This window comes from Sphingomonas chlorellae (assembly GCF_056485145.1).
On the sequence record NZ_JBQXXM010000005.1, the window covers coordinates 113,733 to 136,089 of the forward strand.

A 22,357-nucleotide genomic window follows, 5' to 3' on the forward strand; every position below is an offset into this window, starting at 1 on the left:
GACGAGAGACTGGCCATGACCCTTCGCACCGGCGTCTATCCCGGCACCTTCGACCCGATCACGCGCGGCCATATGGACATCATCCGCCGCGGCGCGAAGCTGGTCGACCGGCTGGTGATCGGCGTGACGACCAATCCGTCCAAGTCGCCGATGTTCTCGATCGAGGAGCGCATGGCGATGGTCCAGCGCGAGGTCGCGGGCATTTCGGGCGAGATCCACGTCGTCAGCTTCGATTCGCTGCTGATGGACTTCGCGCAGCGTGAAGGCGCGAGCGTGATCGTCCGCGGGCTGCGTGCCGTCGCTGATTTTGAGTATGAATATCAAATGGCAGGGATGAACCAGCAGATCAACGACCGGATCGAAACGGTCTTCCTGATGGCCGACGTCTCGCTCCAGCCGATCGCCAGCCGGCTGGTCAAGGAAATCGCCCTCTATGGCGGGCCGATCCGCAAGTTCGTCTCCCCCGCGGTCGAGGCCGACATGATCGCGCGCGTCGCGCAGATCGGGCGCAAGGGGAGCTGAACGCCGCCGGCCGCGCCGCCCGAAAGGCTGCGCGCCGACCCTTTCCGCGGCGCGGCGATTGCTCTAGACCCCTGCCCAACAAGCCATTCCGATTGGGGACGTTGATGCGTTTCGTTGCCGCGCTGGCCGCTCTGGCCGCCATCTTCTCCGCTGCGCCCGCCGCGGCGCAAAAAGGCCCCGCCGCCAAGCCCGAGGTCCAGGTGCTGCGCGGCGTCGAGGCTGCCAAGGAGGCGGTGGTCCCCGTCAATGTCGGCGCCGATCCCGACAATACCTGGGTGCTCGACCTGTCCACCGGCGGCCGCGTGCTCGTCCGGCTTCGCCCCGACGTCGCGCCGAAGATGGTCGAGCGGATCAAGGTGCTGACGCGCCGCAAATTCTACGACAACACGATCTTCCACCGCGTCAACGACGCGCCCGAGAACATGGCGCAGGGCGGCGATCCCACCGGCACCGGCACCGGGGCGTCGGACCTGCCGAACCTGCCCGCCGAGTTCAGCAACCTGCCGCATGTGCGCGGCGCGGTTTCGGCGGCACGCGCGACCGATCCGAACAGCGCGAACAGCCAGTTCTTCATCATGTTCGGCGCGCATCTGGGCTTCGACCACGACTATACCGTGTTCGGCCGCGTGATCGACGGCATGCAGTGGGTCGACAAGATCGAACGCGGCGAACCGCCCGCGCGTCCGACCCGGATCATCCACGCCTATATCCTGGCGGACAACCCCCCGCCCTATCAGCCCGCGCCGGTGAACGTCCCCGCGCTGCCGGCGGGCGAGACCAAGGCCGTGCTGCCGCAATAATGGCTGCCCGCCCGTGAACGTCGACCTTTTCGATTTCGACCTGCCCAACGACCGGATCGCGCTGCGCCCCGCGGTGCCGCGCGATTCGGCGCGACTGCTGGTGGTCGAGCGCGCGGCGATGCGCGACGCCGTCGTGCGCGACCTGCCGACGCAGCTGCGCCCCGGCGACCTGCTCGTGTTCAACGACACGCGCGTCATCCCCGCGCAGCTCGAGGGCATGCGCGGCGAGGCGCGGATCGGCGCGACGCTGCACAAGCGCGAGGGGTTGCGCCGCTGGCGCGCCTTCATCCGCAACGCCAAGCGGCTGCACGACGGCGACGTGATCGATTTCGGCGAAGGCGTCACGGCGGTCGCGCACGACCGTGCCGAGGACGGCAGCTTTGCGCTCGATTTCGCGGGCGACGAGCCCGTCGAACTGCTTCTCGAACGCTGCGGCCGGATGCCGTTGCCGCCCTATATCGCCTCGAAACGGCCCACCGACGCGCGCGACGCGCAGGATTATCAGACGATGTTCGCGCGTGAGCCCGGCGCGGTGGCGGCGCCCACCGCCGCGCTCCACTTCACGCCGGATCTGCTCGACGCGCTCGCCGCGGCGGGCATCGGCCATGCGACGCTGACGCTCCATGTCGGCGCGGGCACCTTCCTGCCGGTCAAGGCCGACGATACCGACGATCACCGGATGCACGCCGAATGGGGCCGCATCGACGCCGCGACCGCCGACCGGCTCAACGCCGTCCGCGCGGCGGGCGGACGCATCATCGCGGTCGGCACCACCAGCCTGCGCCTGATCGAAAGCGCCGCGGGCGACGATCGCGTCATTCGTCCGTTCGAAGGCGATACCGCGATCTTCATCACCCCCGGTTATCGCTTCAAGGGGATCGACGGGCTCGTCACCAACTTCCATCTCCCGCGATCGACGCTGTTCATGCTCGTGTCAGCGCTGATGGGTATCGACCGCATGCAGGCGGCCTATTCCCATGCGATTGAAAATCATTATCGCTTCTATTCCTATGGGGACGCGTCGCTCTTGCTTCCCTGATCCGCGTTGCGACACATTCGCAACCAAGGAGATTCGTCCGATGCGCGTGCTGCCGATCCTTGCCCTGCTGATCGCCCCGCTGCCCGCCGCGGCACAGGACCAACCGGGCACCCGCGCGATCGTCGCGGTGCCGCCGGGGCCGGGCGGCAAGCCGGGGATGCCGCCGATCCGTGGCGCCGAACCGGCGGCGTTGTTCATCGCCGGCTGCGACGCCGACGGCGACGCGCACGTCACCCGCGCCGAACTGTCTGCGTGCATCGAACGCAGCTTCGAACGGTTCGACCCGCGCCGGACCGGGGCGATGGGCTATATCGGCTTCTCGGACTGGTCCGAACGCTATCTGGGCGACCGCAACACCGTCCCCAGCCCGTTCGAGGTCGATCGCGACGGCGACAACCGCATCACGCTCGCCGAGCTCAAGGATCGGTTCGAGGCCTATTTCGTCCGCTTCGATGCCGACAAGGACGGAACGGTGACGCGCGCCGAACTGTTGACGATCCAGCCGCAGATGCCGGGAATGCCCGGCCGCGGCCGCGGCCGCGACGGCCGTCGCGGTCATTGACGGGAACCCGCCGCGCATGACGCCTCCCGCCCCGCCCCATAATGACGCGCATGGCCACGATCCCGCGCACGATCACGCCGCGCCGCACAGCCATGCTGGCGCCGGTCATGGCCATTCGCACGATCACGGCCATGCCCATGGGCTGGGGCACAGCCATGCGCCCGCCGATTTCGGCCGCGCCTTTGCCATCGGCACCGCACTCAACCTCGGATTCGTTCTGGTCGAGGGCGCGGCGGGCTTCATCACCGGCTCGGTCGCGCTGCTCGCCGATGCCGGGCACAACCTGTCCGACGTCCTCGGCCTGCTGATCGCATGGGCGGGCGTCGAGCTCGCGCGGCGCCCGGCGCCCAAGCGCTTCACCTATGGCCTCGGCGGCAGCTCGATCCTCGCGGCACTCGCCAACGCGCTGCTGCTGCTCGTCGCAGTCGGCGCGATCGCGTGGGAGGCGGTTCAGCGCCTTGCCGATCCGCCCGCGGTCGCCGGCGTGCCGGTGATGATCGTCGCGGCGATCGGCATCGTCATCAATCTCGGCACCGCACTGCTCTTCGCACGCGGGCGCAAGGGCGACGTCAACATCCGCGGCGCATTCCTGCACATGGCCGCCGATGCGGCGGTCTCGGCCGGGGTCGTGGTCGCGGCGGGGCTGATCCTCGTCACCGGCGCCCGCTGGCTCGACCCGGCGATCAGCCTGGTGATCGTCGCGGTGATCCTGTGGAGCAGTTGGGGGCTGATGCGCGATTCGACCGCAATGGCGCTCCAGGCGGTGCCGCCGGGGATCGACGCCGATGCGGTGCGGACCGCGCTCACCGCGCTGCCCGGCGTGTCGCGCGTCCACGATCTGCACATCTGGTCGATGAGCACGACCGAAGCGGCGCTCACCGCGCATCTGGTGATGCCCGCCGGGCACCCGGGCGACGCCTTTCTCGACGCGCTCCAGCACCGGCTGGCGCATGATTTCAACATCGAGCACAGCACCGTACAGATCGAACTCGGCGACGGCGCCGAATGCCGAATGCACGGCCATCGCCATGCCTGAGCCGTCGGCAGCGCCCGTCCGGCTGGTCATTTTCGACTTTGACGGGACGCTGTCCGACAGTGGCGACTGGTTTCTTTCGGTCGTCGACGATCTCGCGCGCCGCTATCGCTTCCGCACGATCGCGCCCGACGAGGTCGAGCATCTGCGCCACCGGTCGAGCCGCGAGGTGATCGCGCATCTGGGCATCGCGCGGTGGAAGCTGCCGCTGATCGCCCGCCATCTGCGCCGCCGTGTCGCGCGCGAGGCGCACCGGATCGAACTGTTTCCCGGCACGCCCGACCTGCTCGAGCGGCTGGCGGCGATGGGCGTCCGCATCGCGCTCGTCTCGTCCAATTCGGAGGCGAACGCGCGCGCGATCCTCGGCCCGGCGCACAGCGCGCGGATCGAGCTGTTCTGTTGTGGTTCGTCGCTGTTCGGCAAGGCGCCCAAGTTCCGCCGCGTACTCCGGCGGCTGGGCGTCGCGCCCGAACACACGCTCGCGATCGGCGACGAGACGCGCGACATCGACGCCGCGCGCGAAGTCGGGCTGCGCGCCGGATCGGTACTGTGGGGCTATGCCAGCGCAGAGGTGCTGCGTGCGCTCGGCCCCGATGCGCTGTTCGCGACGCCGCACGACATTCTCGACTATGTCGCGGCGCATCGCCCGGACGCGGGGCGCGGCGAGGCGCCCTGACCCCGCGCGGCGTCAGGCGCCGCCGATCCCCTCGATCACCCGGCCGGTGCCGCCGCAATCGGGGCAGTCGTGCTGGTCGATTCGGCCGCTGCCGCCGCAACGGGGGCACAGATTCTCGCCCGTTCCCGGCGTTCCCGGCGCGGCCTCGTCGCCGGGATTGGTCGGTTGCGGCGTCGCGGATCGCTGCGTCATCGGCGGTTCCTCATTCCAGATGCACTGCCAGCCAAACACTCGGGCGATCGCTTGCGGTCCATGTCACCCAGTGTTTCTGCCCGCGCGGGATGAACAGGTGGTCACCCGGGCGCAGCGTCACCGCCGCCATGCCCTCGATCCGCAGCCCCGCCGCGCCGGCGAGCAGCACCACCCATTCATCCTGCGCCTGCACCATCGGCGCGTCGGCGGGCGTCGCCTGGCCGTGCGACACGATGCGCTCGATCCGCACCCCCGGCCGTTCGAGCAACGCCTCGAACGCCTCGGCGTCGCGCGCAGGCGGCAAGGCCGCGAACAGGTTGGCGACGGGCGGCGGTGGCGGCGGCGGCGGCGGGACGACCGGCGCGGCCGCGGCGCGCGGCGGCCGCGACCGACGCCGCGCCTTCCCCGTTCCGCCCGCCGATTCGCCCCAGCTTGCGACTGCCGCCGCGTGGAGCCAGTCGGCGATTGCGGCCGCATCGGCCGTCAGCGTCCCATCCGCCGCGATCCCGAACACCGCCGCGCCCGCCGCGTCGCGCAGCCCGTACCGCCCGTAATCGCCGCCGGGCCTGCGCCGCCGCGACTTGACCAGCTTCAGCCCGCGATGCGCGGCCAGCGCGCGCAGCGCCGCATCGTCTGCCATCCGCCTCTCCCCTTTCCGCCCGCGCCGCCCGGCCCGCCGCCGGGCGCACGGCCCTTGCTCCACTCGACTTCGCCGCACGAACGCGGCAAGGGCTGTCCATGCCCCGTTTTCAGTTCACCATCCACGCCACCGACGGCAAGGCGCGCCTCGGCACGATCGCGATGCAGCGCGGCGAGATCCGCACCCCCGCCTTCATGCCCGTCGGCACCGCCGCCACGGTCAAGGCGATGAAGCCGCAGGACGTGCGCGCCGCGGGCGCCGACATCCTGCTCGGCAATACCTATCACCTCATGCTGCGCCCCACCGCCGAGCGCGTCGACCGGCTGGGCGGGCTGCACCGCTTCATGGGCTGGGACCGGCCGATCCTCACCGATTCGGGCGGCTATCAGGTGATGAGCCTGTCCGATCTCACCAAGCGCTCCGAAGAGGGCGTGGCGTTCAAGTCGCATCTCGACGGTTCGCGCCATCTGCTCAGCCCCGAACGCTCGATGGAAATCCAGCGGCTGCTCGGCTCGGACATCGTCATGGCATTCGACGAACTCGTCCCCACCACCTCGACCCGCGAGGTTCAGGCGCGCGCGATGGAGCGATCGATGCGCTGGGCGCGGCGTTCGCGCCAGGGCTTCGACGCGGGCGGCGCGCATGCCGAACGCGCCGCGCTGTTCGGCATCCAGCAGGGCGCGCTCGACGAGGGGCTGCGCAAGGCGTCGGCCGACGCGCTGAAGGACATCGGCTTCGACGGCTATGCGGTCGGCGGCCTCGCGGTGGGCGAAGGCCAGGAGGCGATGTTCGGCGTGCTCGACTATGCCCCGGGCCAGCTCGACGCGAGCAAGCCGCGCTACCTGATGGGCGTCGGCAAGCCCGACGATATCGTCGGCGCGGTCGAACGCGGCATCGACATGTTCGATTGCGTGCTGCCCACCCGTTCGGGGCGCACGGGCCAGGCATTCACGCGCACCGGGCCGATCAATATCCGCAACGCGAAGTTTGCCGAGGATCAGGGGCCGCTCGATCCCGAATGCGGCTGTCCGGTGTGCCGCCAGTGGAGCCGCGCCTATCTCCATCATCTCGTCCGCGCGGGCGAGATCCTGGGCGCGATGCTGATGACCGAGCACAATCTGTGGTTCTATCAGCAGTTGATGGCCGATCTGCGCGCCGCGATCGGCGACGGGCGCCTCACCGCCTTCGCCGATGATTTCCGCCGCCGCTATCACGGCGACAAGGCGGCGGGCTGATCGGCGCCGGCCGCACCGGCGGTCGCGACATGGTAAGCGGGACGTTGGCTTAACCATCTTCTGTTCCGCCGCGGGACGGTGCCGAATCGCCCCGCGCCGCGGCGGTCGATCTGGGCTATAGCCGCGCGCGACGGACGCTCGGGTCCGTCGCGGCGGCAGGAGCGACAGGCAGGGTGGCACGGTGGCGGATCGAGGCACGCGGCGTCGCGGCGGCGCTGGTCGCGTCGCTGATCGGCGCCGGCTTTTCCGCACACGCGCTCGGCCCGGCGCCTGCCGTCGCGCGCGCCGACGCGCCGCGCACCGGCTATGAGGCCGACGATCATTTCCCCGGCGCCGCCTATTTCACCGCGGTCGACGACAATGCCGCCGCCGCGCGCGGCAGCACCGGCACCGCGACGCTGCCCGACCTGCCCGTGCCGCACGATTTGGCGAGCGACGGCACGGTGCACCCCGCCCTCCCCTTCGTGTTTCGCGGCAGCACGGCCGACCGCGCCCGCGCGCTCCAGTGCCTGACGAGCGCGATCTATTACGAGGCCGCGACCGAACCCGACGACGGCCAGCGCGCGGTGGCGCAGGTGATCCTCAACCGCGTCCGCCATCCCGCCTTTCCGGCGACGATATGCGGCGTCGTCTATCAGGGCTCGGAACGGCGCGGTTGCCAGTTCAGCTTCGCCTGCGACGGCGCGATGGCGCGCGCGCCCGCACGCGCCGCGTGGCTGCGCGCGTGGCGCGTCGCCGACGCCGCGCTTTCGGGCAGCGTCTTCGCCCCCGTCGGGCTGGCGACGCATTACCACACCTATGCCGTCACACCCGCCTGGAACCGCAGCCTGGTGATGACCGGCGTGTTCGGCGCGCACTTCTTCCACCGCTGGCAGGGCTGGTGGGGCACGCCTGCCGCGTTCAGCCAGCCCTATCGCGGCGGCGAACCTGCGCCCGGCCCGCACGCCGCGCCCGAATCGCCCGCGCTGATCGTGGCGGCCGCACAGGCCGCATCGGTCGCCCCGTGGACCGCACCGGCGTCGCCGCATCCCGCCGCCGCCGTGGCCGCGTCACCGGCGCCGGTTCCGGCTCCTGCGCGCGACGCGGTTCAGCCCGGCTATGGCGACAGCGGCCAGATCCAGCCCGCCTATGCCGCACCCGTCACCCCCGATTCGCAGATCCTCGATCGGTGGAAGGACAGCGGCAAGCCGATCCGCTGACGGCAAACGGCCCCGCCTGAACCGGTCAGGCGGGGCCGAATGCGTTCGGCTTGGTCGCGCGATCAGCGGCGATGGCCGTTGCGGTCGTGCTTCTCGAACCGGATCCGCGCCGACAGCGCGTCGAAACGGCGGTCGAGGTCGCGGCGTTCGCTCATCGACAAGCCGCCGCCCGACCGGCGATACTGCGCCTCCAGCCGTTCGAGGCGGCGGAAATCGCTGCGCAGCTGCACCGCCTCGCGGTGCGACAGCGCGCCCGAACGGACGCCGCGGTCGATCCGCGCCTCCAGCCGCGCCTGCCGCGCATTGATGTTTTCCCAGCCGCGCTGAAACGCCGGTGCCGGCGCGAATGTCGCGGCGCTGGCGACGGCGGGGGCGCCGGTGGCGGCAAGCGCGATCGCGGCGGCGATGGGGGCAAGGAACTTCATCGGTCTCTCCTCTGGCAAATTCGCGGCCGGCGCACCGGCCATGCAGGGAGGTATGAAACGCATCTGTCGCGCGGCTGTCCCACGGACGGCGCGAAACTGTCACCGATTGTCGCAACTGCGCGCGCTTCGTTCAGCTTCGGTGTCCCGCGCCCGCGCTCAGTCGGCGGCGAGCAGCCGTTCGGCCTGCGCGCGCGCCTCGGGCGTGATTTCGGCGCCCGACAGCATCCGCGCGATCTCCTCGCGCCGCTCGGCGGGCGACAGCGGCGTGACGCCGGTGCGCGTGACGGTGCCGTCATGGCTCTTGGCGATCAGCAGATGCTGGCTGCCGCGCGCCGCCACCTGCGGACTGTGCGTCACCACCAGCAGCTGCGCGTGCCCCGCCAGCCGCGCGAGCCGCTCGCCGATCGCGCTCGCCACCGCGCCGCCGACGCCGCGGTCGATCTCGTCGAAGATCAGCGTCCGTGCGCCGCCTTCCTCGGCCAGCGACACCTTGAGCGCGAGGATGAAGCGCGACAATTCGCCGCCCGACGCGATCTTCATCAGCGGCGCGAACGGTGCGCCGGGGTTGGTCGAAACCTCGAACTCCACCCGGTCCATCCCCGCCGCGGTCCACTGGCCGGGATCGAGCGGCTCGACGACGGTGCGGAAGCGCGCCGCGTCGAGTTTGAGCGGCTTCAGCTCGCCCGCCACGGCCGCATCGAGCCGCGCCGCCGCGGCGATGCGCGCCGCCGACAATGCCTCGGCCGCCGCGCGATACGCCGCCTCGGCCTGCGCCAGCGCGCGTTCCAGCGCGGCGATTCCCGCCCCGCCGCTCTCCACCCGCGCCAGTCGCCCAGCCAGTTCCTCGAGCAGCGCGGGCAGGTCGTCTGGCTGGACGCGATGCTTGCGCGCCAGCCCGCGCAGTTCGAACAGCCGCGCCTCGTCGGCCTCGAGCGCGGCAGGATCGAATGCCAGCGCGTCGGCGGCCTCGTCGATCCGGCCTTGCGCGGCCTCTCCCTCGATCAGCGCCCGGTCGATCGCCGCCAGCGCCTCGCCCAGCGCGGGATGGTCGTCGGCGATCCGTCCCAGGATGCGCGCCGCCTGGCGAAGCTGGCTCAACCCGCCGTCGGAGCCTTCGAGCAGGTCGGCAATCCCCTGCAATTCGCCCGCGATGCGTTCGCCGCGCTGCATCGCCGCGCGCCGTTCGGCAAGCTGCGCCTCCTCGCCCGGCTGCGGGTCGAGCTTGCGCAGCTCGGCGACGGCATGTTCCAGCCATTCGCGATCGCGCTCGGCCAGATCCTGTTCGGCGCGCGCCACCGCCAGCGCACCCTCGGCGTCGCGCATCGCCCGGTGCGCCTGCGCCACGCCGCCATGGTCGAGCCGCCCGAATGCGTCGAGCAGCGCGCGGTGGCCGCGCGGATTGAGCAGCCCGCGATCGTCGTGCTGGCCATGGATCTCGACCAGGTGCGGTGCCAGTTCGCGCAGCAGCCCCGCCGATGCGGGCTGGTCGTTGACGAAAGCGCGGCTGCCGCCGTCGGCCTTGACGATGCGCCGGATCATCAGCGGCTCGCCGGGATCGAGCGTCAGCCCGTTCTGCGCCATCAGGTTGGCGACGCCGCCGTCGGGCGCGGGCGGATCGAAGCTCGCCGTCACCACTGCCTGCGCCGCGCCCTGCCGGACCAGCCCCGAATCGCCGCGCGCGCCCAGCGTCAGCCCCAGCGAATCGAGCAGGATCGACTTGCCCGCGCCGGTCTCGCCGGTCAGCACGCCAAGCCCGTTACCGAATTCGAGGTCGAGCGCCTCGATCAGCACGACGTCGCGGATGGACAGAGCGGTCAGCATGGCCTTGCCCTATTACAGGAACGGAGCAAGAACGGAAGAGCCCGCCGCGCGGGTTCAGCCCGCCTTGGCGGGCGCCGGGGCCGGCGCGGTTTCGCCGGCGGCCGGCACGGCAGCGGCAGGCGCGGCGGCGGGGGTGACGCCCGCAACGCCCGGCACCTTCGCGACCAGCCCCTGATTCGCCTGCATCAGCTCATAGGCATGCTTGTACCAGTCGGTGCCCGGATAGTTGGCGCCCAGCACCGCCGCGGCCTTCTGCGCCTCGCCCGGCATGCCGAGCGACAGATAGGTCTCGGTCAGCCGCATCAGCGCCTCGGGGACGTGCGTCGTCGTCTGGTACTTGTCGACGACGGTGCGGAACCGCGACGCGGCGGCAAGCCACTGGCCGCGCTTCTCATAGAAGCGGCCGATCTCCATGTCCTTGCCCGCCAGGTGGTCGCGCACCAGGTCGATCTTCAGCCGCGCATCGGCGGCATAGCGCGTGTTGGGATAACGGCGCGCCAGCTCGCCCAGCGAATCGAGCGCCTGCTGCGTGATCTTCTGGTCGCGCGTGACGTCCGAGATCTGCTCGTAATAGCACAGGCCGATCAGGTAATAGGCATAGGGCGCGTCGCGGTTGCCGGGGTGAACCGACAGGAAGCGCTGCGCCGACGCGATCGATTCGGTGTAGTCACGATTCAGATAATAGGAAAACGCGCCCATCAGCTGCGCGCGACGCGCCCAGACCGAATAGGGGTGCTGGCGCTCGACTTCGTCGAACAGCGCCGCCGCCAGCTTGTACTGGTGCTGGTCGAGCCGCTGCTTCGCCGCGCTGTAGAGCGTGCCGACGTCGCGGGCCACATAGGGCAGGTCTTTCGGTCCGGTGCGCTTGGCGCAACCGGCGACCGTGAAGGCAAGCATCGGGACAAGGGCGAGCGCGAAAAGGCGTGCAGGGCGGTTACGCATGGCGCGGGTCTTAGCCGAGGGCGATGGCCGCAAACAATCCTTTTCGGGGCGGGATTGCGGCGGAGCGTCCGACGCGCCAAGTCGTTGGGACGCGGAGCCATGTTCGAACCGCAGGGAGATTCGCTCAATGCCCGCTTTTCTGCTCGCCACGCGTCGCGTCGAAAAGCCCTGGGGACGGCACCGGCTGTGGCCGGGCTTCGCCGATCCCGCCGCCGACGGCGCCCCCGTCGGCGAAATCTGGTTCCAGGCGCCGGCGGGCGCCCCTGCCGACATCCTCGTCAAATATCTGTTTACCGGCGAGAAGCTGTCGGTCCAGGTCCATCCCGACGACGATCATGCCCGCGCGCACGGGCTGGCACACGGCAAGGACGAATGCTGGCTGATCCTCGACGCCGCCCCCGATTCGACGATCGCGCTCGGCCCGCGCGAACCCGTCGCCGCCGATGCGCTGCGTGCCGCGGCGCTCGACGGCACGATCGAGGCGATGCTCGACTGGAAGCCGGTCCGGCCCGGCGATTTCCTCTATGCCCCTGCGGGCACGATCCACGCGATCGGCGCCGGAATCACGCTGATCGAGGTTCAGCAGAACAGCGACACCACCTATCGCCTCTATGACTATGGCCGTCCGCGCGACCTGCATCTCGACGATGCGCTCGCGGTCGCCCACCGCACGCCTTATGTCGCGGCGCGCGCGCCGGCGGTGATCGCTCCCGACCGGATGCTTCTGGTCGAAGGGCCGAAGTTCGTGCTCGAACGCCGCAAGGGCGGGCGCCACGACTTCACGCTGCCCCCCGGCGTCGCCGGCTGGCTGGTCGTCGTCGCGGGCGACGGCGTGGTCGACGGCGTCGCGTTCGGTGCGGGCGAATGCCTCCGGCTCGACGGCGCCTGCGCGCTCGAAGCGTCGATGGGCAGCGACCTGCTGCTCGCCTATCCCGGCACGGCGCGGCTCTGACGCACGAACCCGATCGGCTGGCGCGATCCTGAACGGGCGGTAGTTTGCGGTTCACGCAACCGCGCCGCGCGACGGCGCGTTGGCCCCGCATCTGAAACGATCGGGAGTACGATCATGCGCATTGTCCTTGCCGCCACGCTGGCGGCGCTGGCGCTGCCTGCCGCGGCGCCCGCCGCCGCCGGCCCGGCGCCCACCGCCGTCGCCACGCTCGCCGCCGCGGCGCCGCTCCAGGACTGGCGCGACCGCGACCGCGACCGCCACGATCGCTGGGAACAGGGGCGCGACAATCGCTGGCAACGCGACCGCGACGACCGCTGGACCCGCGATCGCAACGGCGACTGGCGGCGCGATTGGCGACGCTGGCGCAACTATGACTATAACCGCCCGCCGCGGGGCGAAGGTCGTTACTGGGCCGACGATTATTATCGCGACGGCCGCTACTATCGCGAGCGCCGCCTGACGCGGTACGACCGCATCTATCGCGGTCGCGACGGCCGCTATTATTGCCGCCGGACCGACGGCACCACCGGCCTGATCGTCGGCGGTGTCGCGGGCGGCCTGCTCGGCAACGCGCTGTCGAGCGGCGAATCCTCGACGCTCGGCACGCTGCTCGGCGCGGCGGCGGGCGCGGCGCTCGGCTCGTCGGTCGATCGCGGCCAGGTCCGCTGCCGCTGACGGTGGATCGCCGGGGCGCGGGATCGCCCGCCCCCGGCGGCACGGCGGTCGCGAAGCCGCCTAGAAGATGAAACCGCCCATCCACAGCCGGGCACAGCCGATCACCAGCACCAGCATGTTGAGGTTGCGCCCGGCATTGCCCGACGAAAGCGTCCCGAACGCCAGTCCGACGATCGCGAGCGGCAGCACGGCATAGTTGAGCCAGCCCAGCAACGGCACCAGCGCCACGAGCATCACCGGAAAGGCCATCAGGCCGAACAGCAACGAGATCAGGTTCAGCATGGCGGCAACATGGGATCGCCGCGCTGTCTTATCAAGATAAGACACGCTCGCTTCGTCGCATCGCGCGCCGCCCCGGCCGGCGCCGCACCGGGCTGCCGCCGCGCCCATGTCCAAGCCTTCCTTAACCTTCCTTCGCCATGGTCGCCGCGCCCTGCCCCGGGCCGTCTGCATGGAGCGTCGCTTGGCCCCCCGATCCGCCCTTTTGCCGATCCTCGCGCTCGCACTGGCGGGCTGCTCGGGATCCGCGCCCGCGCCGCAGAACGAGGCAGAGGTGCCCAATGTCGCCGATCCCGCGATCACCGCCGCGCTTCAGCAGGCGATCATGGTCGATCCGCAGCTCGGGCGACAGGCCAACGGCCAGGCGATCCGCCCGCCCGCGCAGCCGGCGACGGGCGGCGTCCCCGACGATGCGGTGGCTACCAACAACGGCCGGGTCGACAGTGCGGGGCTGCGCCATGCGCCGCCGCCCTTGGCGCCCGGCGGCGGCTGTCCGCGCTGCGCCGCGGCGCGCCGATCGGTAACGCTGGGCGGGCTCGCCGCGAAACAGCCCGATCCCCGGACGCGCGACTGCGCCGCCGGGCTCCGCTATTCGGCCGACTGGGCCGCGCGCCTGCCCGCCGACCTGCCGCTCTACCCGCGCGCGCGCGTGGTCGAGGCGGCGGGCAACACCGCGGGCGGCTGCCGCCTGCGCGTCGTCAGCTTCTCCGCGCCCGAGCCGCTCCAGACGATGCTCGACTGGTATTACACGCGCGCCCTCGCCGCCGGTTACGATGCCGAGCATCAGGCCGAGGGCGGCGAGCATGTCCTGGGCGGCACCCGCGCGCGCGACGGCGGCGCCTATGTGCTGTTCCTGCGCGCGCGCCGCGACGGCGGCACCGACGTCGATCTGGTCGCCAACAACGGCAGTTGAGCCGCCCGCGCGCCGCCGGGTCGCGCATGGGGGCTTTATGTCGGCGCCCGGTCACGCTACCGGCGCACGATGCCCAGCCTTTTTCTCGTCATGCTCGGCGGCGCCCTCGGCTCCGCTGCGCGCTATCTCACCGGCAAGCTCGCGCTCGCCTGGTTCGGGCCGGCCTTCCCGTGGGGAACGCTGGCGGTGAACCTGATCGGCGGCCTCGCCATGGGGCTGGTCGCGGGCTCGCTCGTCCGGCTGGGCGAGGCGTCGGAGCCGTGGCGGCTGCTGCTTGCGGTCGGCGTGCTCGGCGGCTTCACCACCTTCTCTTCCTTCTCGCTCGAACTCGTCACGATGCTCGAACGGGGCGACTGGCTGCTCGGAATCGGCTACGTCCTCGCTTCGGTGATCGGCGCCGCCGCGGCGGTCGCGGCGGGGCTCGGCATCGCACGGGGGCTCGCATGACCGATATGGTGCGCCAATTCACCGTCGCCGCCGACGACGACGGCATCCGGCTCGACCGCTGGTTCAAGCGGCACATGCCCGACGTCAGCTTCAACACCGTGTCGCGCTGGGCGCGTACCGGCCAGCTTCGCGTCGACGGCGCGCGCGCGACGCCGGGCGACCGCATTACCGAGGGACAGGTGCTGCGCATCCCCCCCGCCGAGCCGGTCGCGCCCGCCGCCGCCGCGCGGCCCCGCACGCCGCGCGTCACGCTCACCCCCGAACAGGTCGAGTTCGCGCAGAGCCTGGTGATCCACCGCGATCCCGCCGCGATCGTCATCAACAAGCCCCCCGGCCTCGCGACTCAGGGCGGCACGCGCACCACCGAGCATGTCGACGGCCTGCTCGACGCGCTCCAGTTCGAGGCGGAGGGGCGCCCCAAGCTCGTCCACCGGCTCGACAAGGACACGTCGGGCGCGCTGCTCGTCGCGCGCAGCGCCCGCGCCGCGGCCTATTTCTCCAAGCATTTCTCGGGCCGCAGCGCGCGCAAGGTCTATTGGGCGATCGTCGTCGGCGTCCCCGATATCGAGGACGGCATGATCGAGCTGCCGATCGCCAAGCAGCCGGGCACCGGCGGCGAGAAGATGCAGGTCGATGAGGAAAACGGCCAGCCCGCCCGCTCGCGCTACCGCGTCATCGAACGCGCGGGCAACCGCGCCGCCTGGGTCGAGCTTCAGCCGCTCACCGGCCGCACGCACCAGTTGCGCGTCCATATGGCCGCGATCGGCCACCCGATCGTCGGCGACGGCAAATATGGCGGGCAGGACGCGTTCCTCACCGGCGGGATCAGCCGCAAGATGCACCTCCATGCGCGCCGCATCCGCATCGACCATCCCGACGGCGGCAAGATCGACGTCCGCGCCGCGCTGCCCAACCATTTCGCCGAGTCGCTGACGATGCTGGGCTTCGACCCGGCGCTCGGCGACGCGCTGCCGCTCGACGACGGCCCGCCCCCGCCCTCGCGCGAACAGCTCAAGGCGCGCGCGCGGGCGCATGCCAAGACGATCCGCAAGGAACGCCGCGGCGAACGTCGCACGCGCAGCCGCCGCTGACGGGGGCGCGCGCATGAACCGCCTCGCGATCTTCGACTGCGACGGCACCCTCGCCGACGGCCAGGCCAATATCTGCCGCGCGATGGCGCAGTGCTTCGCCGATGCCGGGCTGCCCGAACCCGATCCGCTCGCCGTGCGCCGGATCGTCGGGCTCAGCCTGGTCCCCGCGATCGCCACGCTGCTGCCCCAGGCAGCACCTGCCGACCATGCCGCGCTCGCCGATGCGTACAAACGCACCTTCTTCGCGCTGCGCAGCGACGGCGCGCTCGACGCCGAACCGCTGTACGAAGGGATCGCCGAGGCGATCGCCGCGCTCGATGCCGACGGCTGGCTGCTCGGCGTCGCGACGGGCAAGTCCGATCGCGGGCTGCTGCGCGTGCTCGATCATCACGGGCTGCGCCACCATTTCGTGACGCTCCAGACCGCCGACCGCCATCCGTCCAAACCGCATCCCTCGATGCTCGAAACCGCGATGGCCGAAGCCGGCGCCGCGCCCGAAACGACGGTGATGATCGGCGACACCAGCTTCGACATGCAGATGGCCGCCGCGGCGGGCGCGCATGCGCTCGGCGTCGCCTGGGGCTATCATCCGCCCGAGGAGCTGATGGCGGCGGGCGCCGCGCAGGTCGTCGGCCATGCCCGCCAGATTCCGCCCGGCCTGGCACAGTTGATCGAGGGGGTTCGATGACCGAGACGGAACGACTTGCCGCCCGGCGCTATTATGTCCTCACGGGCGTCAACCTTGCGGGCGCGCTCGGCGCGGTCCTGGGTCTGCTCGTGGCCGGCCGCTCCCACACGACCGCGCAGACGCTGCTGGGCGGCGCGCTGGTCCTGTCGGCACTCTATGTGATGGCCGTGGTGCCGCGCGCGCTGGCCCGGCGGTGGAAGACACCGGAGTGAGCGTGAGACGATTCTGGAAAGAGGTGAGCGTCACGCCCGAAAACGGCGTCGCGCTCGACGGCAAGCCGGTCCGCACGCCCGGCCGCGCGCTGCTCGCCGCGCCCACCTCGCGGCTGGCCGAAGCGATCGCCGACGAATGGCGCAGCGTCGGCGAAAGCGTCGATCCGCGCGCGATGCCGATGACCGGGCTCACCAACGCCGCGATCGACCGGATCGGCGCCGACCCGCGGCGCTTTGCCGAGGGGCTGGCGGGCTATGGCGAGACCGACCTGCTCTATTACCGCGCCGATTCGCCCGCGGGGCTCGTCGCGCGCCAGGCGGCGCTGTGGGATCCGCTGCTCGACTGGGCGCGTGATCGCTACGACGTGCATTTCGACCTGCGCATCGGCGTGATCCACCAGCCCCAGCCGCTCGCGACCGCACGTCGCCTTGCCGATGCCGTCACCGCGCTCGATCCGTTCCGGCTCGCCGGACTGTCGCCGCTCGTCACCGTGTCGGGCTCGCTCGTCGCCGCGCTCGCGCTGCTCGAAGGCGCCGCCACCGCCGATGCCGTATGGCAGGCGGCGATGGTCGACGAGGACTGGCAGGCCGAACAATGGGGCGCCGACGATCTCGCCGCCGCCGCGCGCGCGGTGCGCCGCGCCGATTTCGACGCGGGCGCCCGCTACCTCGCGCTGCTCTGAACCCCCGGCGCCGCGGGCGCGGGCAGGAACCAGCGCGACAGCACCAGCCCGGCGACGGTCCAACTCGTCCAGTCCGCCGCCAGCGCGAACAGGAAATAGCGCCACGGCGCGTGGTTGTAGATCGGCTGGCCGATCGCGCCATAGCCCACGATCGCCAGCGCGACGATCGCGACCAGCCGCGCCCGCCCGCCCCAGTCGAGCGGCACCCGCCACAGCGCGATCGCGAGCAGCAGTGCGCAGCCGATCGAAAGTCCCAGCCCGATCAGCAGCGCCGCGGTATCGACCGCGGGCAACCCCGCATTGGTGAAGAAGATCGTCGCGACCGGCCCGCCCGCGTGCAGGATCGTCCCCGCCGTCGTCGCGGGCGACGGCACGACGTAAACGCCCGTCCCTGTCGGCCCCAGTTGCGCGCGCAGCACCGCCTGGATCGCCTCGGCATTGGCGTCGGGCGTCACCGAATAGGGGATCCACCCCAGCAGCGGCCCCCAGAAGACAAAGCCCACCAGCCACATCGCAAAGCCGGCAGCCACGCTGCCCAGCACCAGTCGCCGTATCACGGCCATGTCCGCCTCCTGTTCGCGCCCGTCGTCATCATCGAACGCATGGGGGCGCCGATCAAGGGCGTCGATCAACCGCGCGCGCGGCGGAAAAGGTTCAGGATTTGACGAGGCTGCGGATGAAACCGATCAGGCCGGTCTGGCGCGAACGGCGCAGCCGCTCGGCCTTCAGGATCGTGTGGACCGACTGGAAGCAGCGCTCGACATCGTCGTTGACGAGCACATAGTCATAGCCGTCCCAGTGGCTCACCTCGTTCGCCGCGCGCGACATGCGGGCGTCGATCACCGCCTCGCTGTCGGTGCCGCGGCGCTTCAGCCGCTCGTGCAGTTCCTTGAACGACGGCGGCAGGATGAAGATGCGGACGACATCGCCCCCGGCGAGCTGGAAAAGCTGCTGCGCGCCCTGCCAGTCGATGTCGAACAGCACGTCGCGCCCCTCGTCGAGCATCTTCTCGACCGGCCCGCGCGGGGTGCCGTAACGATTGTCGAACACGTGCGCCCATTCGAGGAACTCGTGGTTCGACACCATGTCGCGAAACTTTTCGAGGTCGACGAAATGATAGTCGACGCCGTCCTGCTCGCCCGGGCGGATCGGACGGGTGGTATAGGAAACCGACATCTCGAGGAACGGATCGGCCGCCAGCAGCTTGCGCGCGATCGTCGATTTGCCCGCGCCCGATGGCGAGGACAGGACGAACAGCACGCCGCGCCGGCGGAATTTATGGGGATCGTTCTCGAGGTCGTGAGGCATGGGCGCTACTGGCGCGCGCACCCCCCGTCCGTCAAGCAGCTAGATGCGGCCCGGCGGATCGATCCGGGGCAACCGCCCCCCTTTTGCGCTGTTCCGCGTCAGGCGCGGCCGGGCTGGCCCAGCTTGCGCTGGATGACGTGCGCGCCATAGGCGGCGGCGCCCAGCACCAGCGCGGCGGGCACCACGCGCTTGCCCACTTCCCACACCGCGACTCCGGCAAGCGCGCCCAGCGCGCCGCCTTCGCCGTCACGGGCGTCGATCTTCGCGCCCAGCCACCCTGCGATCGCCTTGCCGATCATCGCCTGCTCCTTTTCGCAAAAGCCTTTGGCCGTTCAACCGGCGGGCGCACGCAGGGTTCCGTGGCTTCCGTGGCGTCAGCGCCCCACCATCGTCTCGGGCCGCACCAGCCGGTCGAACGTCGCGGCGTCGATCAGCCCCAGCTTCAGCCCCGCCTCGCGCAGCGTCAGCCCCTGCTGGTGCGCGGTCTTGGCGATCTTGGCGGCGTTGTCGTACCCGATCTCGGGCGCCAGCGCCGTCACCAGCATCAGCGACCGCTCGACCAGCTCGGCGATCCGCCCCTCGTTCGCGCGGGCGCCCTCGACCGCGCGTTCGGCAAAGCTCGTCATCGCCACCGACAGCAGGTGGATCGAACGCAGCACGTTGGCGCCGATCAGCGGCTTGAACACGTTGAGCTCCAGATGCCCCTGCATCCCGCCGACGGTCACCGCCATGTGATTGCCGATCACCTGGCCCGCGACCATCGTCAGCATCTCGCTCTGCGTCGGGTTGACCTTGCCCGGCATGATCGAGCTGCCGGGCTCGTTGGCGGGCAGTTCGATCTCGCCCAGCCCCGATCGCGGGCCGGAGGCGAGCAGCCGGACGTCGTTGCCGATCTTGGTCAGCGATACCGCCAGCGTGTTGAGCGCGCCCGACAGGAACACCAGCGCGTCCTTCGCCGCCAGCGCCTCGAACTTGTTCGGCGCGGTGACGAAATTCAGCCCCGTGATCGCCGCGATCTCGGCCGCCATCGCGACGTCGAAGCCCTTGGGCGCGTTGAGCCCGGTGCCGACGGCGGTGCCGCCCTGCGCCAGCTTCAGGATGTTGCCGTCGACTGCGCCGCGCAGCCGGTGGCGCCCCGCGACGAGCTGCGCGGCATAGCCCGAAAACTCCTGCCCCAGCGTCAGCGGCGTCGCGTCCTGCAGGTGCGTGCGCCCGATCTTGACGATCGCGTCCCAGGCCCGCGCCTTGTCGCCCAGCGCGGTCTCGAGCCGGTCGAGCGCCGGATAGAGCTGGTCGTGGACGGCGCGCGCCGCGGCGATGTGGAGCGCGGTCGGGAACGAATCGTTCGAACTCTGGCCGCGATTGACGTCGTCATTGGGGTGCACCGGCTGCTTGCCGCCGCGCTTGCCGGTCAGCATCTCGTTGGCGCGGCCGGCGATCACCTCGTTGACGTTCATGTTCGACTGGGTGCCCGACCCGGTCTGCCAGATCACCAGCGGGAACTGGTCGTCCAGCTTGCCCGCGATCACCTCGGCCGCCGCCGCCTCGATCGCGTCGGCCTTTTCGGGCGCCAGCCCGTGCTGCCGGTTCACCCGTGCCGCCGCCTGCTTCACGATCGCGAGCGCATGGACGATGCCGATCGGCATCCGCTCCATCGCGCCGAAGGGGAAGTTCTCGATCGAACGCTGCGTCTGCGCGCCCCAATAGGCGTCGGCAGGAACCTCGATCGCGCCGATCGAATCGGTTTCGGTGCGGGTGGCGTGGGTCACGTGGGCATGCCTTCCGTGCTGGGCCAGCGATGGCCGTGGCTGAACGCCGCCCGGCCGGGCGGCCTGTCCCCGCGATTTAGCGCGCGGCGACGTCCCCGCAACCCCGCGCCGTCGCCATGCCCCCGGCACGGCGCGGCGCATCGGGCACGAAAAGGCTTATTTCTTGCGCTTGAAGTCGACCGAAACGACGTTCGATCCGTCCTCGACGGGCTTCACCGCGGGGCCGTCATTCTCGGCCTCGTCGTGCGGCTCGGGGCCGTCGGGCATGTCGCTCACCTGGAAGCGCAGCTCGAAATTGACCGCGGGGTCGTGGAAACCGGTGATCGCCGCGAACGGGATCGTCAGCAGCGCGGGCACCTGGTTGAAGCTCAGCCCCACCGAAAAGCGCTGACCCTCGACCTTCAGGTCCCAGAAACGGTGCTGGAGGACGATCGTCATCTCGTCCGGGAAGCGCTCGCGCAGCCGGTCGGGGATGTCCACGCCCGGCGCATGCGTCTTGAAGGTGATGTAGAAATGGTGCGTCCCGGGCAGCACGCCCGTTTCCGCCACCGATCCCAGCACACGTCCTACCACGGCGCGCAGGGCTTCCTGCACGATCTCGTCATAGGGAATCAGGCTGTCGGGCACGTTGCCAGTCATGCCCCCTTCGGTAACGGTTCGGGACGAAGGGTCAAGATTGCATGATGCGGACGACACGCTATGTGCGAAGGATGATGCGGACAGCCACCCTCTCGCGCACCACCCACGAAACGTCGGTCGACGTGACCGTGAACCTCGACGGCACCGGGGAATATTCGATCTCGACCGGGATCGGCTTTCTCGACCACATGCTCGAACAGCTTTCGCGCCATTCGCTGATCGACCTCCAGGTGCGCACCGTCGGCGACCTCCATATCGACCAGCATCACACGACCGAGGATACCGCGCTCGCGATCGGCGAGGCGGTCGCGCGCGCGCTGGGCGACAAGAAGGGCATCCGCCGCTACGGCGACGCGCTGTCGCCGATGGACGAGACGCTGACGCGCGTCGCGCTCGACATTTCGGGCCGCCCCTATCTCGTCTTCCGCTGCGCCTTCTCGCAGCCGCGGCTCGGCGAGCTCGATACCGAGATGTTCGAACACTGGTTCCACAGCTTCGCGCAGACCGCGGGGCTGACGCTCCATGTCGAGACGCTCTACGGCCACAACAACCACCATATCGCCGAAAGCGCGTTCAAGGGCCTCGCCCGCGCGCTGCGCACCGCGATCGAGATCGACCCGCGCAAGGCCGATTCGATCCCCTCGACCAAGGGAACGCTCGGATGATCGTCGTCCTGCTCGAATACAAGGTCGGCCTCGACGTGATCGACGGTCTGCGCGCCGCGCATCTCGACTGGCTGCGCGAGGCGATCGCGGCGGGCCGCCTGCTCGTCGCCGGCCCGCAATCGCCGCGCACCGGCGGCATGTTCATCGCGCGCGGCACGCTCGACGAGATCCGCGACTGGGCGGCGAACGATCCGTTCGCGCTGGCCGGCGCCGCCGACTACCGCTTCATCGAGGTGACGCCCTCGCTCGTCGCGCCGGGGCTCGAGGCGCTCGCACAATGAACGTCGCGCTGATCGATTACGGCGCGGGCAACCTCCATTCGGTCCACAACGCGCTGCGGGCGGCGGGCGCCCCCGACATCGCCGTCACCGCCGATCCGGCGGTGGTCGCGGCGGCGGACCGGATCGTGCTGCCCGGCGTCGGCGCGTTCGGCGCGTGCATGGCCGGGCTCGCCGCGATCCCCGGCATGGTCGACGCGCTCGAACGCCGCGTGCGCGAACAGGGCGCGCCCTTTCTCGGCGTGTGCGTCGGGATGCAGTTGCTCGCCGAACGCGGCGAGGAACTGGGCGAGCATCGCGGGCTCGGCTGGATTCCGGGCACCGTCGCCGCGCTCGCCCCGTCGCACGACGCGCGCGTGCCGCACATGGGCTGGAACGACGTCGTGCCCGTCGCCGATCATCCGCTGATCGTGCCCGGCCAGGCCTATTTCCTCCACAGCTTCGCCTTCACCGGCGCGGGCGACGCGGTGCTCGCGACGACGCAGCATGGCGGTCCCGTCACCGCCGCGATCGGCCGCGACAACATCGTCGGCGTCCAGTTCCACCCGGAAAAGAGCCAGCGCTACGGCATCGCGCTGCTGGAAAAGTTCCTGCAATGGCGGCCCTGACCGGCCCGCGCGCCCTTTTCCGTCCTGCCCCTGCCCGCCCCTTCCCCGTCGCGGGAACGGCGAA

Annotated in this window: 30 protein-coding genes; 19 read left to right on the forward strand and 11 right to left on the reverse strand. The window is 70.8% G+C overall.

The genetic code is table 11. The annotated features are described in order from the left end of the window. The first annotated feature begins 15 nt into the window (after nucleotides 1–15). The 6 genes from coaD (at nucleotide 16) to ACT3CF_RS13925 (ending at nucleotide 4,632) form a co-directional block, all read left to right on the forward strand. Nucleotides 16–522 carry a pantetheine-phosphate adenylyltransferase gene (gene coaD, locus ACT3CF_RS13900; protein ID WP_478423713.1) on the forward strand — a complete coding sequence of 169 codons (507 nt, stop codon included), beginning with the start codon at nucleotides 16–18 and terminating at the stop codon, nucleotides 520–522. A 104-nt stretch (nucleotides 523–626) separates the two neighbouring features. Next, the gene (locus ACT3CF_RS13905; protein ID WP_478423714.1) at nucleotides 627–1,322 is read left to right on the forward strand and encodes a peptidylprolyl isomerase; all 696 of its coding nucleotides are present in this window, start codon (nucleotides 627–629) and stop codon (nucleotides 1,320–1,322) included. Between the two features lie 13 nt (nucleotides 1,323–1,335). Further along, on the forward strand, nucleotides 1,336–2,361 hold the full coding sequence (queA, locus tag ACT3CF_RS13910) for a tRNA preQ1(34) S-adenosylmethionine ribosyltransferase-isomerase QueA (protein ID WP_478423716.1): 1,026 nt from the start codon (nucleotides 1,336–1,338) through the stop codon (nucleotides 2,359–2,361). A 40-nt stretch (nucleotides 2,362–2,401) separates the two neighbouring features. Then, nucleotides 2,402–2,923: an EF-hand domain-containing protein gene (locus tag ACT3CF_RS13915; RefSeq protein ID WP_478423717.1), complete on the forward strand. Its 522-nt coding sequence runs from the start codon at nucleotides 2,402–2,404 to the stop codon at nucleotides 2,921–2,923. A gap of 16 nt (nucleotides 2,924–2,939) precedes the next feature. Continuing rightward, nucleotides 2,940–3,959, forward strand: a complete 1,020-nt coding sequence (locus tag ACT3CF_RS13920) for a cation diffusion facilitator family transporter (RefSeq protein WP_478423719.1) — start codon at nucleotides 2,940–2,942, stop codon at nucleotides 3,957–3,959. Further along, entirely contained in the window at nucleotides 3,952–4,632 is a 681-nt protein-coding gene (locus tag ACT3CF_RS13925) for an HAD hydrolase-like protein (RefSeq protein ID WP_478423721.1), read from the forward strand. The genes ACT3CF_RS13920 and ACT3CF_RS13925 overlap by 8 nt, the downstream gene beginning before the upstream one ends. Before the next feature lie 12 nt (nucleotides 4,633–4,644). Here the strand turns inward: ACT3CF_RS13925 and ACT3CF_RS13930 are convergent, their stop codons facing one another. Beyond that, on the reverse strand, nucleotides 4,645–4,824 hold the full coding sequence (locus ACT3CF_RS13930) for a hypothetical protein (RefSeq protein WP_478423723.1): 180 nt from the start codon (nucleotides 4,822–4,824) through the stop codon (nucleotides 4,645–4,647). Between the two features lie 10 nt (nucleotides 4,825–4,834). Next, the gene (locus ACT3CF_RS13935) at nucleotides 4,835–5,464 is read right to left on the reverse strand and encodes a cupin domain-containing protein (RefSeq protein ID WP_478423725.1); all 630 of its coding nucleotides are present in this window, start codon (nucleotides 5,462–5,464) and stop codon (nucleotides 4,835–4,837) included. A gap of 98 nt (nucleotides 5,465–5,562) precedes the next feature. Between ACT3CF_RS13935 and tgt the strand changes: the two genes are divergently transcribed. Both tgt and ACT3CF_RS13945 read left to right on the forward strand, forming a co-directional pair. Beyond that, nucleotides 5,563–6,699 (forward strand): tRNA guanosine(34) transglycosylase Tgt, encoded by a 1,137-nt coding sequence (tgt, locus tag ACT3CF_RS13940; protein WP_478423726.1) that lies wholly within the window; start codon nucleotides 5,563–5,565, stop codon nucleotides 6,697–6,699. A gap of 173 nt (nucleotides 6,700–6,872) precedes the next feature. Next, the gene (locus ACT3CF_RS13945; protein ID WP_478423727.1) at nucleotides 6,873–7,898 is read left to right on the forward strand and encodes a cell wall hydrolase; all 1,026 of its coding nucleotides are present in this window, start codon (nucleotides 6,873–6,875) and stop codon (nucleotides 7,896–7,898) included. 62 nt (nucleotides 7,899–7,960) lie between these two features. On the opposite strand, the gene ACT3CF_RS13950 is transcribed toward ACT3CF_RS13945, so the two are convergent. The 3 genes from ACT3CF_RS13950 to ACT3CF_RS13960 all read right to left on the reverse strand — a co-directional run bounded on the left by ACT3CF_RS13950 (nucleotide 7,961) and on the right by ACT3CF_RS13960 (nucleotide 11,086). Continuing rightward, nucleotides 7,961–8,323: a hypothetical protein gene (locus tag ACT3CF_RS13950; protein ID WP_478423728.1), complete on the reverse strand. Its 363-nt coding sequence runs from the start codon at nucleotides 8,321–8,323 to the stop codon at nucleotides 7,961–7,963. Between the two features lie 156 nt (nucleotides 8,324–8,479). Next, entirely contained in the window at nucleotides 8,480–10,144 is a 1,665-nt protein-coding gene (recN, locus tag ACT3CF_RS13955) for a DNA repair protein RecN (RefSeq protein ID WP_478423730.1), read from the reverse strand. Nucleotides 10,145–10,198: 54 nt separating this feature from the next. After that, a complete protein-coding gene (locus tag ACT3CF_RS13960; RefSeq protein WP_478423732.1) occupies nucleotides 10,199–11,086 on the reverse strand; it encodes an outer membrane protein assembly factor BamD in 888 nt (295 codons plus the stop codon). Nucleotides 11,087–11,213: 127 nt separating this feature from the next. On the opposite strand from ACT3CF_RS13960, the gene ACT3CF_RS13965 reads away from it, so the two are divergent. After that, nucleotides 11,214–12,038, forward strand: coding sequence for a class I mannose-6-phosphate isomerase (locus ACT3CF_RS13965; protein WP_478423733.1), 825 nt, complete (start codon nucleotides 11,214–11,216; stop codon nucleotides 12,036–12,038). Nucleotides 12,039–12,152: 114 nt separating this feature from the next. Then, nucleotides 12,153–12,713, forward strand: coding sequence for a glycine zipper 2TM domain-containing protein (locus tag ACT3CF_RS13970; RefSeq protein ID WP_478423735.1), 561 nt, complete (start codon nucleotides 12,153–12,155; stop codon nucleotides 12,711–12,713). 60 nt (nucleotides 12,714–12,773) lie between these two features. On the opposite strand, the gene ACT3CF_RS13975 is transcribed toward ACT3CF_RS13970, so the two are convergent. After that, entirely contained in the window at nucleotides 12,774–12,995 is a 222-nt protein-coding gene (locus ACT3CF_RS13975) for a hypothetical protein (protein ID WP_478423737.1), read from the reverse strand. A 181-nt stretch (nucleotides 12,996–13,176) separates the two neighbouring features. Between ACT3CF_RS13975 and ACT3CF_RS13980 the strand changes: the two genes are divergently transcribed. From ACT3CF_RS13980 to ACT3CF_RS14005, 6 genes are all read left to right on the forward strand, one after another. Continuing rightward, a complete protein-coding gene (locus tag ACT3CF_RS13980) occupies nucleotides 13,177–13,905 on the forward strand; it encodes a hypothetical protein (protein ID WP_478423739.1) in 729 nt (242 codons plus the stop codon). Between the two features lie 69 nt (nucleotides 13,906–13,974). Beyond that, nucleotides 13,975–14,352, forward strand: coding sequence for a fluoride efflux transporter CrcB (gene crcB, locus ACT3CF_RS13985; RefSeq protein WP_478423740.1), 378 nt, complete (start codon nucleotides 13,975–13,977; stop codon nucleotides 14,350–14,352). Beyond that, entirely contained in the window at nucleotides 14,349–15,443 is a 1,095-nt protein-coding gene (locus tag ACT3CF_RS13990) for an RluA family pseudouridine synthase (protein ID WP_478423741.1), read from the forward strand. Before crcB ends, ACT3CF_RS13990 begins: the two co-directional genes overlap by 4 nt. Before the next feature lie 13 nt (nucleotides 15,444–15,456). Continuing rightward, nucleotides 15,457–16,131: an HAD-IA family hydrolase gene (locus ACT3CF_RS13995; RefSeq protein ID WP_478423742.1), complete on the forward strand. Its 675-nt coding sequence runs from the start codon at nucleotides 15,457–15,459 to the stop codon at nucleotides 16,129–16,131. Then, complete coding sequence (locus ACT3CF_RS14000) at nucleotides 16,128–16,343, forward strand: hypothetical protein (protein ID WP_478423743.1); 216 nt, start codon at nucleotides 16,128–16,130, stop codon at nucleotides 16,341–16,343. The genes ACT3CF_RS13995 and ACT3CF_RS14000 overlap by 4 nt, the downstream gene beginning before the upstream one ends. A 2-nt stretch (nucleotides 16,344–16,345) precedes the next feature. Beyond that, complete coding sequence (locus ACT3CF_RS14005; protein WP_478424128.1) at nucleotides 16,346–17,026, forward strand: ATP12 family chaperone protein; 681 nt, start codon at nucleotides 16,346–16,348, stop codon at nucleotides 17,024–17,026. Here ACT3CF_RS14005 and ACT3CF_RS14010 read toward each other — a convergent pair. The 5 genes from ACT3CF_RS14010 to ACT3CF_RS14030 all read right to left on the reverse strand — a co-directional run bounded on the left by ACT3CF_RS14010 (nucleotide 17,008) and on the right by ACT3CF_RS14030 (nucleotide 20,742). Next, the gene (locus ACT3CF_RS14010; RefSeq protein ID WP_478423745.1) at nucleotides 17,008–17,589 is read right to left on the reverse strand and encodes a hypothetical protein; all 582 of its coding nucleotides are present in this window, start codon (nucleotides 17,587–17,589) and stop codon (nucleotides 17,008–17,010) included. The two genes, ACT3CF_RS14005 and ACT3CF_RS14010, sit on opposite strands and share 19 nt — an antisense overlap. 91 nt (nucleotides 17,590–17,680) lie before the next feature. Then, the gene (gene gmk, locus ACT3CF_RS14015) at nucleotides 17,681–18,334 is read right to left on the reverse strand and encodes a guanylate kinase (protein ID WP_478423747.1); all 654 of its coding nucleotides are present in this window, start codon (nucleotides 18,332–18,334) and stop codon (nucleotides 17,681–17,683) included. A 98-nt stretch (nucleotides 18,335–18,432) separates the two neighbouring features. Then, the gene (locus tag ACT3CF_RS14020; RefSeq protein ID WP_478423748.1) at nucleotides 18,433–18,633 is read right to left on the reverse strand and encodes a hypothetical protein; all 201 of its coding nucleotides are present in this window, start codon (nucleotides 18,631–18,633) and stop codon (nucleotides 18,433–18,435) included. Nucleotides 18,634–18,708: 75 nt separating this feature from the next. Continuing rightward, entirely contained in the window at nucleotides 18,709–20,103 is a 1,395-nt protein-coding gene (gene fumC, locus ACT3CF_RS14025; protein WP_478423750.1) for a class II fumarate hydratase, read from the reverse strand. Between the two features lie 156 nt (nucleotides 20,104–20,259). Continuing rightward, the gene (locus ACT3CF_RS14030; RefSeq protein ID WP_478423752.1) at nucleotides 20,260–20,742 is read right to left on the reverse strand and encodes an SspB family protein; all 483 of its coding nucleotides are present in this window, start codon (nucleotides 20,740–20,742) and stop codon (nucleotides 20,260–20,262) included. A 74-nt stretch (nucleotides 20,743–20,816) separates the two neighbouring features. On the opposite strand from ACT3CF_RS14030, the gene hisB reads away from it, so the two are divergent. The 3 genes from hisB to hisH are packed head-to-tail and all read left to right on the forward strand — an operon-like array spanning nucleotide 20,817 to nucleotide 22,293. Beyond that, nucleotides 20,817–21,407, forward strand: coding sequence for an imidazoleglycerol-phosphate dehydratase HisB (gene hisB / locus ACT3CF_RS14035; protein WP_478423754.1), 591 nt, complete (start codon nucleotides 20,817–20,819; stop codon nucleotides 21,405–21,407). Continuing rightward, nucleotides 21,404–21,688: a YciI family protein gene (locus ACT3CF_RS14040; protein WP_478423756.1), complete on the forward strand. Its 285-nt coding sequence runs from the start codon at nucleotides 21,404–21,406 to the stop codon at nucleotides 21,686–21,688. Before hisB ends, ACT3CF_RS14040 begins: the two co-directional genes overlap by 4 nt. Next, entirely contained in the window at nucleotides 21,685–22,293 is a 609-nt protein-coding gene (hisH, locus tag ACT3CF_RS14045; RefSeq protein WP_478423758.1) for an imidazole glycerol phosphate synthase subunit HisH, read from the forward strand. Before ACT3CF_RS14040 ends, hisH begins: the two co-directional genes overlap by 4 nt. The last annotated feature ends 64 nt before the right edge of the window (nucleotides 22,294–22,357 follow it).

Coding starts and splice junctions, on each gene's coding strand:
- coaD (WP_478423713.1), top strand. CDS start 16: ATGACCCTTCGCACCGGCGTCTATCCCGGCACCTTCGACCCGATCACG.
- ACT3CF_RS13905 (WP_478423714.1), top strand. CDS start 627: ATGCGTTTCGTTGCCGCGCTGGCCGCTCTGGCCGCCATCTTCTCCGCT.
- ACT3CF_RS13915 (WP_478423717.1), top strand. CDS start 2,402: ATGCGCGTGCTGCCGATCCTTGCCCTGCTGATCGCCCCGCTGCCCGCC.
- ACT3CF_RS13920 (WP_478423719.1), top strand. CDS start 2,940: ATGACGCCTCCCGCCCCGCCCCATAATGACGCGCATGGCCACGATCCC.
- ACT3CF_RS13925 (WP_478423721.1), top strand. CDS start 3,952: ATGCCTGAGCCGTCGGCAGCGCCCGTCCGGCTGGTCATTTTCGACTTT.
- ACT3CF_RS13930 (WP_478423723.1), bottom strand. CDS start 4,824: ATGACGCAGCGATCCGCGACGCCGCAACCGACCAATCCCGGCGACGAG.
- ACT3CF_RS13935 (WP_478423725.1), bottom strand. CDS start 5,464: ATGGCAGACGATGCGGCGCTGCGCGCGCTGGCCGCGCATCGCGGGCTG.
- tgt (WP_478423726.1), top strand. CDS start 5,563: ATGCCCCGTTTTCAGTTCACCATCCACGCCACCGACGGCAAGGCGCGC.
- ACT3CF_RS13950 (WP_478423728.1), bottom strand. CDS start 8,323: ATGAAGTTCCTTGCCCCCATCGCCGCCGCGATCGCGCTTGCCGCCACC.
- recN (WP_478423730.1), bottom strand. CDS start 10,144: ATGCTGACCGCTCTGTCCATCCGCGACGTCGTGCTGATCGAGGCGCTC.
- ACT3CF_RS13960 (WP_478423732.1), bottom strand. CDS start 11,086: ATGCGTAACCGCCCTGCACGCCTTTTCGCGCTCGCCCTTGTCCCGATG.
- ACT3CF_RS13965 (WP_478423733.1), top strand. CDS start 11,214: ATGCCCGCTTTTCTGCTCGCCACGCGTCGCGTCGAAAAGCCCTGGGGA.
- ACT3CF_RS13970 (WP_478423735.1), top strand. CDS start 12,153: ATGCGCATTGTCCTTGCCGCCACGCTGGCGGCGCTGGCGCTGCCTGCC.
- ACT3CF_RS13975 (WP_478423737.1), bottom strand. CDS start 12,995: ATGCTGAACCTGATCTCGTTGCTGTTCGGCCTGATGGCCTTTCCGGTG.
- crcB (WP_478423740.1), top strand. CDS start 13,975: ATGCCCAGCCTTTTTCTCGTCATGCTCGGCGGCGCCCTCGGCTCCGCT.
- ACT3CF_RS13990 (WP_478423741.1), top strand. CDS start 14,349: ATGACCGATATGGTGCGCCAATTCACCGTCGCCGCCGACGACGACGGC.
- ACT3CF_RS13995 (WP_478423742.1), top strand. CDS start 15,457: ATGAACCGCCTCGCGATCTTCGACTGCGACGGCACCCTCGCCGACGGC.
- ACT3CF_RS14000 (WP_478423743.1), top strand. CDS start 16,128: ATGACCGAGACGGAACGACTTGCCGCCCGGCGCTATTATGTCCTCACG.
- ACT3CF_RS14010 (WP_478423745.1), bottom strand. CDS start 17,589: ATGGCCGTGATACGGCGACTGGTGCTGGGCAGCGTGGCTGCCGGCTTT.
- gmk (WP_478423747.1), bottom strand. CDS start 18,334: ATGCCTCACGACCTCGAGAACGATCCCCATAAATTCCGCCGGCGCGGC.
- ACT3CF_RS14020 (WP_478423748.1), bottom strand. CDS start 18,633: ATGATCGGCAAGGCGATCGCAGGGTGGCTGGGCGCGAAGATCGACGCC.
- ACT3CF_RS14030 (WP_478423752.1), bottom strand. CDS start 20,742: ATGACTGGCAACGTGCCCGACAGCCTGATTCCCTATGACGAGATCGTG.
- hisB (WP_478423754.1), top strand. CDS start 20,817: ATGCGGACAGCCACCCTCTCGCGCACCACCCACGAAACGTCGGTCGAC.
- ACT3CF_RS14040 (WP_478423756.1), top strand. CDS start 21,404: ATGATCGTCGTCCTGCTCGAATACAAGGTCGGCCTCGACGTGATCGAC.
- hisH (WP_478423758.1), top strand. CDS start 21,685: ATGAACGTCGCGCTGATCGATTACGGCGCGGGCAACCTCCATTCGGTC.